Genomic DNA, 12,793 nt, shown 5'->3' with positions numbered 1-12,793 from the left:
GAATTATGAAATAAGTAATTATCGTTGCAGCGATGTAGAAGGAATTACCATGAAAGAAGTTGCATTAAATGATTTTATTGATCAACAAAAAATAGGAAGGTATCAGAAGTTTATCTTATTGACCTGTTTGCTACTGATGGTTATGGATGGCTATGATATTCAAGCAATCGCATATGCTGCACCTTTGATCATGGAACATTGGAAAATTGATAAAACCATGTTGGGGGTCGTATTTAGTGCCAGCCTTTTTGGTTTATTTATAGGCTCACTATTTTTAAGTTCTTTAGCAGACCGCTTTGGTCGCCGTCCCATTTTACTTATTTCAACTCTAGCTTTTTCTGTGCTGATGTTACTCACACCAAGTGTTAGTAGTGTAGAACAATTGACCATCATACGTTTTGTGACTGGGATTTTCTTAGGAGGAATTATGCCTAATGTTATGGCATATAGTTCCGAGATTGTGCCAAGCAAGTATCGTATTTTGACCATGATGGTTATTTCATGCGGTTATACAGTTGGAGCAATGCTAGGCGGTGGAATTTCTGCTTTATTGACGCCAATTGGTGGATGGCATGCGATCTTTTATTTTGGTGGAATTATTCCGCTGATCATTTTTTTTATTATGCTGTTCACGTTGCCAGAATCCTTACAATTTATGGTAAGCAAGAATAATGATCACAAAGCACTATTATGGCTAAAAAAATTCTATCCAAAGCTAAATTTTAGTTCAGAACTTAAAATTTTAAATCCCCTGATCCTGAAAACAAAACAATCACCTTTAGAACTATTTAAAGAAAACCGTGCATTCTTTACTTACACCATTTGGATAATAAGCATTTTGAATATGATTAGTTTGTATTTTTTAGCGAACTGGTTACCGATGCTTGCCAAAGAATCAGGCTTAAATTTAAACCAGGCCTTACTGATTGGTTCCATTCTACAGTTGGGAGGAGCCTTTGGCAGTATTTTGATGGGTTTGAAAATAGATAAAGTCGGATTTTATAAGGTACTTATTCCAGTATTTATTACTGGCGTATTGAGCGTAGCCGTGATTGGTTATTCAATTAGTAATCCTTTACTTTTATATGTGGTTGTTTTTATTGCAGGGTTTGCAATTGTTGGTGGTCAGCCAGCGATCAATGCGTTTTCTGCTAGTTATTATCCTATTTCACTACGTACTACTGGGGTGGGATGGAGTATTGGAATAGCACGTTTAGGTTCAGTAATTGGACCATTGTTTGGCGGATATTTATCTAAACACATGGATATTACGCATCTCTTTATTGCTGCTGCAGTTCCATCAATGCTTGTGATTATGACACTCGTGATTCAAGCAAAATATCGATAACTGATGATTTACCCAGTATTTAAGGAGTATTTAATTATTTTTAAATAGCAAAATGATGTATTTAAGGCTTAGATTCTCCCTGTCACTCTTGAAACTATATGAGAAATAGTTTTTAAAAAAGGTTTACATACCATGAAATTAAATACGCTGCGATATTACGATTTTGTGAATTCAAAATTTTATATTTTATTGATAGCACGTGTATTACTTGTAGTATTGTTTATAAAGCTAGGGATTCCCAAGCTTATTAACTTTGAACAAACAATCCAGTATATGCAATCTTTAAATATTCCATTTTCAACTCTAGCTGCATTTATCGCAGTTGTAATGGAGGTTGTAGCTCCTATATTTATATTGATCGGCTACTATACTAGACCTATTGCGATTATTTTTGCATTTTATACGATTGGGTCTGCAATATTAGGTCATGCCTATTGGCAAGTTCCCTCGGAACTTGTCCAGTCGAATATGATCAATTTTTATAAAAACATAAGTATTGCTGCTGGATTCTTTTTGTTAAGTTTAACAGGACCAGGCCGATACTCCTTGGATAAAAAATAAATGTTTTATTAGAGGCTTTGGAGCATTGAAGGTCAACGACAATGTTTCATTAGCTATTTTTTTAAGTTAATAATGCTTCTCAAGAAGTTTAAAGTATTTTGATTAACAATTGATTGCTTTAATGATTAGGGTAGAGTTAGATCTTAGTAAATGTAAAATGATTTTAAATTTTAAAGTTAAAAATGTCTAAAAAGCCTTATCTATCACCAGAAATGCAAGAATATCAAGCAAAGCAAAAAAGACAAAATAAATTACTTTTGCAACTTTCAATTCTTCTATTTATCCCGCCTTTATTGTTATTTCCCGCATATCCAAGAAATGATTGGCAATATTCCATTTATAAGTACATAACACAGAATTTGTTGATTACAGTGGGTACAAAAGGACCACTACCATTTTTTACTATTCTTTCTAGTATATACATTACAGTGATTATGTTTTTCTTAAGTTGTTATGTCTGCTGGTTATTCTTAAAAAAGTATGGCATTCAGGAAAACTTCCAAAAAAAGATTTACAGTTTATTCGTACAATTCGAATTCTCTTCTTCATATAAATATCCTTGGTTAGAAAAACCAATAATCAAAAAAACATTAGTTTCGAGCATTTTTATTTTATGTTTTCTTGGCAGTATTTGGCATTTTGTTCATGATGAAATTTCATTCCAAAGTGGTAGTCGTAAAGGTGCACTCATAGAATGGAGTTACAACTATCGAATAGGCGTATTGTTCTGGGAATTGATCATGAGCTTGTTCAGTATCTCTCCTATTTTTTATTTCTTTCTTTTATTCATTTATCTTGGCAATTACTTTTTCCGTGGATTGGGGACTGGAAAAATTATTTCTTCAAAAAGAAACAGCAAAATAAAAAAGCGTAAGAAAAAAAGATGATTTCTTTAATTCTGCCATATTGTCTTATCGATTAATAGAACGACACTTATGTCATAAAACGCTCAATCAATTTCATTGGGCACTTTAATATTTTCGTGGCATTTATATCATCCACTCCAGCATCCTTATGTTTTACTTGCTACAAAGAATAATCAATCTAAGCTAGAGGCTTATCCAACACAATTCTATTGAATAAGCCCATTTAAGACCATTAATCAATATCAGGATGTTGCTTGGCGAGATGATCACGTTTTTCTTGCAACTCTTCAATTTTTTGATCAATTTTTTCGATTTTTTGCTCAATATTTCCATGATATTGTTCGAGAAGTTCTTCAGCTTCTTCAGTATCAACGGCCATTGGTTTTGCACCTTTGAGCGGTAAGTTGGCTGTTTCTTTAAGATAAATCGCAGTAATCACTCCAAAGCAACCACAAATTACCAAATAATAGGCAGGCACCATAATATTTTGAGTGGTTTCAACCAATGTCGCTGTGATGGTCGGGGTTAAACCTGCAATCACCACAGAAATATTAAACGCGATTGCAAGTGCGCTATAGCGAATTTCAGTTGGAAACAATGCGGGTAGGGTTGAAGCCATTATTCCAATCAACATATTCAGTGAAAGTGCCAACATCAACAGACCCAAGAAAATTAAGTAAACATTATTGGTGGCAAGCAATATAAAGGCAGGGTATGACAAGACAATCAGGGCAATGCTCCCGGCAAAGACAAATGGGCGACGACCAATCTTGTCGCTAAGCATGCCTACAAACGGCTGTACAAAGAGCATTCCAACCATTACTGCAATAATAATCAGAACGCCGTGATTTTCTGAATAGCCTAAGTTATGTGAGAAATAACTTGGTAAATAGGTGAGTAGCATGTAGTAGGTGACATTGGTACACAGTACGAGTCCAACACAGACCAATAGACTGCGCTTATGTTCACGAAAAATTTGTTTGAAACCCACTTTTTGCGGTTTTTTAGATTGTGACTGTTCTTCGGCATGTGCCTGAAAGGTTGGTGTCTCATCTAAAGAGTGACGTAAATATAAGCCAATCAGTCCCAGTGGTAGCGCTAAATAAAAAGGAATACGCCAGCCCCAATCGACAAAGGCAGCTTCGCCCATGGAAAAGCTGATCATTGAAACGACGCCCGCTCCAACAACAAAACCTAAAATAGAACCAAAATCCAGCCAGCTTCCCATGAAACCACGCTTTCGATCTGGAGAATATTCCGCTACAAATATTGCTGCTCCAGCATATTCTCCTCCGACTGAAAAGCCTTGAGCAATTTTTACAATGAGCAGTAAAATAGGGGCCCAAATCCCGATACTTTCATAAGATGGAATCAAGCCAATACCAAAGGTACTGACTGACATGATAATAATGGTGATTGCCAGAATTTTTTGACGACCGTATTTATCACCTAAATGCCCGAAAAATAATCCACCCAAAGGTCGAAATATAAAGGGTATAGAAAAGGTGGCAAGGGCCGCAATCATTTGTATACTGGGTGATGAATTGGGGAAAAAGACTTTACCCAGTACATAAGCGACATAGCCATACACACCAAAATCAAACCATTCGATGGCATTCCCTAAAGCTGCGGCTTTAATGGCTTTTTTAGTCTTATCATAATCAATAATTTCGACATCATCGATTTCAAGTGGTTTGATTTTTCTTTTATACATAAATGGCTTAATCCTAATGAATGACAGTGTTAAAAAACGCGTTAAAACACAATCAAAAATAAAATTCATCATGAGCAGAAATGATTAAAAAATATAACGCTAGGTTACATTTAAGATTTCAATGTCATAGAATTTTAATAAATATCAATTGATTATAATTTTAGTTTTTTTGTGAATTTTATGTGTTGGGTAATCATGAATAAAATGTATGAGATCTGATGTAATTGTGTAATAAATTTAACGTATATAAAATAATCAAAAGGGCTGTGAATAATAGTTGTGTCTGCTTAGCTAGAATTATTTTAGCAGGGCGCAACGCCAAACTGATGCTAAAAAATGTTGAGACTAGAAATAGGTATTTGGATGATGACTAAAGCAATAAACAGCCGTTAAGTATAATTTTATCAACAATCCAAATGCTAATGGGTGCAATATGAGTTATAACCAGTGCCTAGCTTAAATGGGCGCTAAAAAAACTGTATAAATATTTTTTATAGATAAAAATGAGTCAATTTTATAAGGTTATGCATTTTTTGAGTAAATGTAATATTTTTTGTAAAAATAAGTTGCTGAATCTTAATAAAATTTACAATTTTAATGATTAGTTAGACAAAGTATCCCCTTGTGGAGAAGTACAATTTTAGCAAAGTAAGCTCTTTTTTTGATTTTGTTTCCTGATTTTGTTTTATGGAAAGCCATTATGTTTTCAAATTATATCCATCCATTTGTTTTGTTTTTCTCATTACTCAATCCGTTTTTAATGAGTATCTATATGATCGGGATGATTCGCCATACTGAAACCCATGTATTCAATAAAGGTTTAGCCCAAGGTGCCTTGATTGCTTATGTGGTTTTTATGCTTTTTGCATGGGGTGGCGAAGCAATTTTTAGTACTTATTTAAATGTTCGTTTTGAATCATTTCAGATTTTTGGTGGATTAATTTTCTTAGTGATTGGCTATCGGTTTGTATTTCAAGGTGCGGATACCATCGGAGAAATGAGAGGAACACCTGCACATTTGGCCAGTACCATGGCGATGCCATTTATGATTGGTCCTGGCACAATCAGTGCGGCTGTCGTAACAGGAGCGAGTATGTCTTTACTCGAATCCGCTGTGTTGATCGCTTTTACCTTATTTATTAGCTGTGGCATTTTAATGATCATGAAGTATGGGCATGACCACTTACGTTATAGCCATGCAAAATATATTGATCGCTATTTTGATATTGTTGGACGTTTATCTGCCTTGTTAATTGGCACAATTGCGATTGATATGATCGCAACTGGAATCATTGGTTTGCTTGAAAAGTATTAATTATTTTTTATATTTTTTTAAGGTAATTATCAAATAAATACAATGACATGATTTACGCTAAGGTGGGGGAGTACACATCACGTCATGTCAAAGTTTATTCAGTAATATTATCTAGTAACCTTATTCTTAGCCTTTCAGATTGAAAGGCTGTTCATTTTATAGCTTTGTCTAACAAAACGAATTTGAAGTAGAAAATAATGAAGGAATGTAGAGATATATGTTGTTTTTATGTGAAATATAACGATAATGATTTTTATTTAGATTAAGAGTTTTATTTCGTGAATAAATGGATTTCTCAAAATCGAATCTTTGCTAAAAGTGCAATTTATCTTGCACTTTATAGTTGTTGGATTGGGACAGCTTATGCTGAGACGGAAGCAACAACAGAGCAAACAAATGCTTTACCCATGATCGTTGTCACCGCAGAAAATAATACAGAAAATAACTACACTAAAAAGAATGCCAGTACATCGACTAAACTCGATTTGAGTGTAAAAGAAACCCCACAATCGGTTTCAGTGATTACACGCAAACAAATCGAAGATATGGGTGCGACAAATTTGGGTGATGCACTATTAAATACAACAGGGATTTTACTAACAGGGGATAATACGGAGAGGACCAACTTTTCTATCCGAGGCTTTAATGTTGGAGATGGTTGGAATTCAAATATATTGCAATATGATGGTGTTGCTGTAAATGCAAGTAATGTCACCTCATCTAAACCAGATATGGCAACCATTGAAAGTATTGAAGTATTACGAGGGGCAGCTGGGTTAATGCAAGGTTCAGGAGACCCTTCTGGTGCAATTAATCTTATTCGTAAAAAACCAACAGAAGTTTTTCAGGCGAGTGGTGCTGTCAGTTATGGTTCATGGAACACAGTACGTGGAGAAATGGATGTTTCTGGTCCATTGAATCAATCTGGAAGCGTGCGTGGTCGTTTAGTGGTGGCAGGTCAAGATGGTGATTCATTTATGAAATCTGTTACTCGTGATTCTAATGTTTTGTATGGAATCGTGAGCAGTGATTTAACTGAAAATACGCTATTGAATATTGGATATTCACGTCAAGGTGAACATGCAGTTCCCGTAAATACAATTCCTAACTATTTCAATGGTCAAAAAATAGGTATCGATAATTCCAACTGTGGTTGTGATTACAGAGATTTTTGGGATAAAACCAATAGACAAGCTTTCTTAGATATAAGCCATAAATTTAATAATGGATGGGAAGTAAAAGCCAGCTATATGAAGGCAAACTATGCCATGGATATGGCATTTACTTCATTGAGCGTGGCTCCAAAAACCACAAGTGCTGATGATGCTTTAGCAACTGTTTATAAGTACGGATATAACTATGAGCAAAAATTAGATATTTATGATTTTTTTGCAAAAGGGACATATCATTTATTCGGTCGTGAGCATGAATTGGTATTTGGTGCAAATCACAGTAAAAGTAATATTACAGGGGCATGGACAAGTTGGGACCAAGTGCTAGAAGATTATAGTTTGGTTGGTGGAGGGGAAACACCGACACGTGACTATTTATACGTCAATATTAAAAATTACAGTCCTTATCAGTTACCTTACATCGCACCACGTTATCAAAATACCAGCGCTGATCAGGTACGCCAGACAGGATACTACCTCACCACTCGTTTAAATATTATTGATCCGCTCAAAGTTATTGCAGGTGTGCGTCAAAGCAATTATGAAAGTGTCAATGAATATAAGAAATCAAATATTTTAACACCATACTTTGGGCTTACTTACGCTATCAATGATGCATTGACTGCATATGCGAGTTATACCGATACTTTTGTTGTGCAAAATGTCAAAGATCGTAATGAGACATTACTTGATCCAGTACAGGGGAATGTTTATGAAATTGGGTTAAAAGCAGGGCTTTGGGATGATCGTTTAATTGCATCAGTTGCAGGATTTAAAACCAACCAAATTAATCGCTCAATACGAGATGAAAGCACCAAAGGGCAATGCCCATTTAATGGTGGCGAGGCTTATTGTATTGTTGCATCGGGTGAGGTGATCAGTAAAGGAATTGAAACTGAGATTCGTGGTGAAATTATACCCAATCTTAATCTAAGTTTTGGCTACACATACAATACTACGGAATATGCGAACGATCCTACAAATCAAGGTTTGGTTTTTAATGAGGATACGCCTGAACATATTGCACGTTTATTTGCGACTTATAAGTTTGCAAATAATTTAATCCTAGGCGGCGGTGCAAATTATCAAAGTACTTGGAAAGTGGGTCGTTATAGCGAACATCCTTATCGTCAGCCTGGATATACGATTGCTAACTTGGTGGCGAGCTACCCACTAAGTGATAAAGTGAATATTGCATTAAATATCAATAATATTTTTGACAAAGAATATTATTCACAAATTGATACTTATGGCGACATTCGTTTCGGTAATCCTCGAAATGCAACGCTCACCTTACGTGCAAAGTTTTAAATCAATCGAAGGATGGCTGATATTTTCAGCCATTCGCTAAAATAACAATCCAATTTACTCCCTAAAATGCACTCAAAACCCTCAACTAAATTTCTTGAGTAATTTTTAATAAATTTATAGACGACTGGTCTATTATTGATTTATAGTGTGTACATGAAACGATCAGATAAAAGTGAAGCGACTCGACAACATATCTTAAATACCAGTTTTAAGCTGGTATTACATAAAGGTTTTGTTGGAGTCGGCTTACAGGAAATTTTAACGACTTGTGGTGTACCCAAAGGTTCGTTCTATTATTACTTTTCTTCCAAAGAAGCATTTGGTTGTGCACTTTTACAGCAATATCTTGCTGATTATAAAGTGAAAATCGATCAATTGATTCTACAAGAAGAGCGGAGTGCTTATGCGCGTTTAGTTGCGCTTTGGCAAGCATGGATTGATGATCCATGTCATAACGATGGTGGCTGGGCTGAGAATTGTCTGATTGTAAAACTTGCCGCAGAGGTCTCTGACTTATCCGAAGATATGCGTCAGATTTTAAATTTTGGTGTAAGCAAGCTGACTGAACGCATTGCAAATTTACTTAGTGAGGGGCAACAGGATGGTTCAATTCCACAACATATTGAGCCTGAGAAAATGGCACAAACCATGTATCAACTCTGGTTAGGCGCAGCTTTATTGGCGAAACTTGCACAGAACAAACAAGCACTTTATTTGGCTTTAGAAACCACACAGCAATTACTAAAACCTATATAGGAATAACAAATGAAAAGTATTATTCATCAAGTTTTTGGCGAACCTGTCGACGTATTAGCAGCAGCAGACATGCCAAAGCCAGAGCCTAAAGCGGGCGAAGTTCGTATTAAAATGATTTTATCTCCAATGCATAACCATGACGTCTGGACGGTGAGAGGAAGTTATGGCTATAAGCCGACACTTCCTGCAATTGGGGGAAGCGAAGCGGTTGGTGTGATTGATGCCGTCGGTGAAGGTGTCGATGCAGTGTCTGTCGGGCAACGTATTGCAGTTGCCGCGGTTCACGGCAGTTGGGCGGAATACTTTATTGCGCCTGCGCATGGTGTTGTGCCTTTAATTGATGCAATAGATGATGAAACCGCTGCACAATTGATTGGTATGCCAATTAGTGCACTGATGTTGTTAGATTTTATTGATTTAAAACAAGATCAGTGGCTTATCCAAAACACAGCCAATGGCGCTGTGGGTAAAACTGTTGCGATGATCGCGCACGCTCGCGGTCAAAAAGTCATTCATTTGGTTCGCCGTAGTGATGCGGTTGCAGAAATGAATGGTTTAGGTATTCAAAATGTAGTGGCGACTGATCAAGCGGATTGGAAAGATCAAGTAAAAGCGATACATGCAGATCAACCTTTAATTGCTGGAGTAGATTCGATTGGGGGGAAAGCCAGTGGTGAAATGTTGGCTTTACTTAGTGAAAATGGTGTCTTGGTTTCATTTGGTAGTATGACGGGTGAACTGATGCAAATTTCATCAGGTGATCTTATTTTTAAACAAGCGACAGTCAAAGGTTTTTGGGCAAGTGTGGTCAACAAACAATTGTCTGCAGAACGAAAAAAAGAGTTAATTGTAGAATTGGTGACTTTAGCGGCTCAGAAAAAATTAGTATTGCCTGTTGAAGGTGTATTTAGTTTCGATCAAATTCAACAAGCAGCAGCCAGAGCAACTGAAGGTGCACGCCAAGGCAAAGTGTTATTAAAACCATAAATGTACTTGGCATAGATCAGTTGCGAGACTGATCTATCAGCGTTTTTAAAATAAGGAAGAAAACGATGATTGGACAAATTTTAATTGCCTTAATTGCACTGCTACATGTGTATATTTTAGTTTTAGAGATGTTTTTATGGGATAAACCATACGGTTTAAAAGCATTTGGGAATACGCCTGAAAAAGCACAGCTCACCAAAGTCATGGCACAAAATCAAGGCTTATATAATGGCTTTTTAGCAGCAGGCTTATTTTGGGCTTTATGTGCACCTGTAATTTATGCATTACCACTGGCAAATTTCTTTTTGGGCTGTGTATTGATTGCTGGGATTTATGGCGGCTTAACGGCAAGTAAGAAAATTATTTACATACAAGCGATTCCAGCAGCATTGGCATTACTTATCGTGAATTTGAATTACTAAAGTAAGGGGCGAATCTCGCCCTTACTTAAAGTTCTTCAAAAAATTTAATTACATAGCTGCATCAGAGAGATCAATAAGCTCTCTCGCTTCATATGAATCGTTCAGAAGATGATCTTAATTTATTTATTAATATCTCTGATGTTTGTTAACTTTAATTGATTCTAATCCATGTATTTGCTTACTTTGTAATGTGCAGGCAATTTGACCCACTCTTCACGTGATAAATAGCTGATATGCTCTGTACGGTAATCCGCTAGAAACTGATTATATTTATCTGTTTCAGTGTGATGATGCTTAAAGCCACACTTTGCTTGTGCTTTATGTGACTGTTCATTATCTGCAAAGTAACCACACCATAAAGCGTGTAATTGCAAATCTTCATAGGCATGTTGCATGACTGCTTTAACCGCTTCAGGTATAAAACCATTTCCCCAAAAGGGTACACCAATCCAATAAGCAACTTCTGCTTCATTATCAGCGATATCAAAATTACTGTCTTGCCCAATCAGTAGACCGACCATGCCAATGGCTCGATTGTCTTGCTTTTTCGCAAGCGCATAGACTTCATCATGTGCAAAAACTGTCTGAATATATTCTAAACTTTGTGCCTGACTTTCATGTACGGGCCAGCCCGCAATTGGCCCAACGCGTTCATCTTTTGCGTATTCGTATAAACTCTCTGCATCATTTTCCTGCCAAGGTCGTAAAACTAAGCGTTCAGTTGTCAAAATCATATTTTTAAAGCCTCTTATAAAATTCATCTCATTTCAAAATGAACTATAGGTATTTTAGGGACTGCTTCCTATGCGCATATTTTGGCAATTTCGGTACTTTTCAAAACAAAATCATTATAATTAGGCAGATATTTAATAAATTTTATTCAAAATGCAAAGTGATCTAAATTATCTTCGTCAAAATGCAAAAGATTATTTATGGGGAACAAGTCATCTAAGTGATTCGTTAAACCAGCCTTTGCTATTAGCATATTGTTCACTTATTTTTATTACACAAGGCCATGCTGATTTAAGCATTCAGTTTAAAAGTTACCATTTGCAAGCAGGTGATTTTTTGGTTCTTGCAGAAGATTCATTGACTATTATAAAAAACCAATCGGCTGATTTTTCTTGTAATTATTGTATATTCAATCGTCATTTTGCTGCTGAAGTTGCCGCTGTTTTACCAAACGCTTTATTTGCTTATCTCAATCAAATGCCACATTTTTCCCCCAATACCGAACAGGCAGGTTTAATCAAGATATGGCAATCTCAAACCGATTTTATTATTAAATCCACAGAACAGTATCAGCGCACATTATTATGCAATCACTTGCAAAATTTTTTTCTGGTACTGTCTGAAATCGTCAATCACAAAAAGACCTTAGCCAAGAATGAGTACACAAGAAAAGAAAGATTATGTTGGAAGTTTTGGGAAATGATCGCAATACACTGTCACGCTGAACGGGAGGTTTTGTTTTATGCACAAGCCTTAAACATTAGTCCCTACTATTTATCGCAATTGTGTAAGCAAATTTTTAATGATAACCCTAAAACGCTGATAGATCGGCTGGTGATTGTTAATCTTAAACAACGACTTAAAATGAATACACTCTCAATTCAAGTGATTGCTGACCAGATGCATTTTAATGACGCTTCCTATATGTGTCGTTATTTTAAAAAGCATACAGGCTATACGCTACGCCAATATCGAAAAGACAATTAAGATAAGATTTTTAACGTGATATTTTGAATAGGCTTCTTTTATAAGTTCTTTTTAAAAGTATAGATCAACACAAAAGCGCCCTCATCCTCGTCTTTTCCCAACGCGAGAGGAACGTCCAATACCAATCTGACTCACTCTCCATGCTCATTTTTTCATCTATGGACGTGAACGAATGGGTAAAAATTTTATTCTTATCAATTTTAATGCTTGATCTACTTCATCATGAGAACGTTTGTAAATCAAATTGATGGATAATGTACACGCAGCTTACAAATGACTGATTAATACTCTTCGTGAAAATGATTTGATCATTTATATCACTGAGATTACGTTTAAAAATATTCCAGACTCATCATTGGGTTTAAAAAGAATATGCGCTTAATTGATCCATTAAGTTTTTTAATTTTTTTAAATCAGATTTATTTTGCTTGTCAAATGGATATAATTCAAATGAAAACCAAGAATCATCACCATAAAAATTTTGAAAATAAATTTCGATTTCATCTTTTTTGAAAATAAAAGCTTCTGTCCAACTTGTTATCTCAACTTCAGACTTATGATCTGGTTGTATTAATTTATCAATAATTTCAGTGAACTCTTGAAATGTTTTTATGTGATTTTT

12 protein-coding genes are annotated in these 12,793 nt (G+C 35.6%); 9 read left to right on the top strand and 3 right to left on the bottom strand.

Annotated features, from left to right (window positions below; genetic code table 11):
• The first annotated feature begins 49 nt into the window (after window positions 1-49).
• The 3 genes from GJV03_RS20250 to GJV03_RS20240 all read left to right on the top strand — a co-directional run bounded on the left by GJV03_RS20250 (window position 50) and on the right by GJV03_RS20240 (window position 2,796).
• Window positions 50-1,348: an MFS transporter gene (locus tag GJV03_RS20250; RefSeq protein ID WP_004722285.1), complete on the top strand. Its 1,299-nt coding sequence runs from the start codon at window positions 50-52 to the stop codon at window positions 1,346-1,348.
• 132 nt (window positions 1,349-1,480) lie between these two features.
• The gene (locus tag GJV03_RS20245; RefSeq protein WP_151956198.1) at window positions 1,481-1,909 is read left to right on the top strand and encodes a DoxX family protein; all 429 of its coding nucleotides are present in this window, start codon (window positions 1,481-1,483) and stop codon (window positions 1,907-1,909) included.
• Between the two features lie 182 nt (window positions 1,910-2,091).
• The gene (locus GJV03_RS20240; RefSeq protein ID WP_004722281.1) at window positions 2,092-2,796 is read left to right on the top strand and encodes a hypothetical protein; all 705 of its coding nucleotides are present in this window, start codon (window positions 2,092-2,094) and stop codon (window positions 2,794-2,796) included.
• Window positions 2,797-3,007: 211 nt separating this feature from the next.
• Here GJV03_RS20240 and proP read toward each other — a convergent pair whose 3' ends face one another.
• Window positions 3,008-4,489, bottom strand: coding sequence for a glycine betaine/L-proline transporter ProP (gene proP, locus GJV03_RS20235; RefSeq protein WP_056516445.1), 1,482 nt, complete (start codon window positions 4,487-4,489; stop codon window positions 3,008-3,010).
• 700 nt (window positions 4,490-5,189) lie between these two features.
• On the opposite strand from proP, the gene GJV03_RS20230 reads away from it, so the two are divergent.
• The 5 genes from GJV03_RS20230 to GJV03_RS20210 all read left to right on the top strand — a co-directional run bounded on the left by GJV03_RS20230 (window position 5,190) and on the right by GJV03_RS20210 (window position 10,452).
• Complete coding sequence (locus tag GJV03_RS20230; protein WP_004722279.1) at window positions 5,190-5,804, top strand: MarC family protein; 615 nt, start codon at window positions 5,190-5,192, stop codon at window positions 5,802-5,804.
• 278 nt (window positions 5,805-6,082) lie between these two features.
• Entirely contained in the window at window positions 6,083-8,287 is a 2,205-nt protein-coding gene (locus GJV03_RS20225; protein WP_354666877.1) for a TonB-dependent siderophore receptor, read from the top strand.
• A gap of 153 nt (window positions 8,288-8,440) precedes the next feature.
• The gene (locus GJV03_RS20220; RefSeq protein WP_154130973.1) at window positions 8,441-9,043 is read left to right on the top strand and encodes a TetR/AcrR family transcriptional regulator; all 603 of its coding nucleotides are present in this window, start codon (window positions 8,441-8,443) and stop codon (window positions 9,041-9,043) included.
• A 9-nt stretch (window positions 9,044-9,052) separates the two neighbouring features.
• Window positions 9,053-10,030: a zinc-binding dehydrogenase gene (locus GJV03_RS20215; RefSeq protein ID WP_154130972.1), complete on the top strand. Its 978-nt coding sequence runs from the start codon at window positions 9,053-9,055 to the stop codon at window positions 10,028-10,030.
• 65 nt (window positions 10,031-10,095) lie between these two features.
• Window positions 10,096-10,452: a DUF1304 domain-containing protein gene (locus GJV03_RS20210; protein WP_105713065.1), complete on the top strand. Its 357-nt coding sequence runs from the start codon at window positions 10,096-10,098 to the stop codon at window positions 10,450-10,452.
• Window positions 10,453-10,613: 161 nt separating this feature from the next.
• On the opposite strand, the gene GJV03_RS20205 is transcribed toward GJV03_RS20210, so the two are convergent.
• On the bottom strand, window positions 10,614-11,186 hold the full coding sequence (locus GJV03_RS20205) for a GNAT family N-acetyltransferase (RefSeq protein ID WP_004722266.1): 573 nt from the start codon (window positions 11,184-11,186) through the stop codon (window positions 10,614-10,616).
• Between the two features lie 151 nt (window positions 11,187-11,337).
• On the opposite strand from GJV03_RS20205, the gene GJV03_RS20200 reads away from it, so the two are divergent.
• Window positions 11,338-12,171 carry a helix-turn-helix domain-containing protein gene (locus GJV03_RS20200; protein ID WP_154130971.1) on the top strand — a complete coding sequence of 278 codons (834 nt, stop codon included), beginning with the start codon at window positions 11,338-11,340 and terminating at the stop codon, window positions 12,169-12,171.
• A 361-nt stretch (window positions 12,172-12,532) separates the two neighbouring features.
• Here the strand turns inward: GJV03_RS20200 and GJV03_RS21565 are convergent.
• Window positions 12,533-12,793 (bottom strand): hypothetical protein (locus GJV03_RS21565; RefSeq protein WP_171501886.1); only part of this gene is annotated, 261 nt, incomplete at its 5' end.

This window comes from Acinetobacter sp. RIT698 (genome assembly GCF_009668065.1).
Lineage (GTDB): Bacteria > Pseudomonadota > Gammaproteobacteria > Pseudomonadales > Moraxellaceae > Acinetobacter > Acinetobacter guillouiae.
Note: the sequence above shows the minus strand (reverse complement) of the source record. Positions and strands in the feature narration are given on the sequence as shown.

What these genes read in the sequence shown, in the direction of transcription:
- GJV03_RS20250 (WP_004722285.1), top strand. Translation starts at nt 50, where the DNA reads ATGAAAGAAGTTGCATTAAATGATTTTATTGATCAACAAAAAATAGGA.
- GJV03_RS20245 (WP_151956198.1), top strand. Translation starts at nt 1,481, where the DNA reads ATGAAATTAAATACGCTGCGATATTACGATTTTGTGAATTCAAAATTT.
- GJV03_RS20240 (WP_004722281.1), top strand. Translation starts at nt 2,092, where the DNA reads ATGTCTAAAAAGCCTTATCTATCACCAGAAATGCAAGAATATCAAGCA.
- proP (WP_056516445.1), bottom strand. Translation starts at nt 4,489, where the DNA reads ATGTATAAAAGAAAAATCAAACCACTTGAAATCGATGATGTCGAAATT.
- GJV03_RS20230 (WP_004722279.1), top strand. Translation starts at nt 5,190, where the DNA reads ATGTTTTCAAATTATATCCATCCATTTGTTTTGTTTTTCTCATTACTC.
- GJV03_RS20220 (WP_154130973.1), top strand. Translation starts at nt 8,441, where the DNA reads ATGAAACGATCAGATAAAAGTGAAGCGACTCGACAACATATCTTAAAT.
- GJV03_RS20215 (WP_154130972.1), top strand. Translation starts at nt 9,053, where the DNA reads ATGAAAAGTATTATTCATCAAGTTTTTGGCGAACCTGTCGACGTATTA.
- GJV03_RS20210 (WP_105713065.1), top strand. Translation starts at nt 10,096, where the DNA reads ATGATTGGACAAATTTTAATTGCCTTAATTGCACTGCTACATGTGTAT.
- GJV03_RS20205 (WP_004722266.1), bottom strand. Translation starts at nt 11,186, where the DNA reads ATGATTTTGACAACTGAACGCTTAGTTTTACGACCTTGGCAGGAAAAT.
- GJV03_RS20200 (WP_154130971.1), top strand. Translation starts at nt 11,338, where the DNA reads ATGCAAAGTGATCTAAATTATCTTCGTCAAAATGCAAAAGATTATTTA.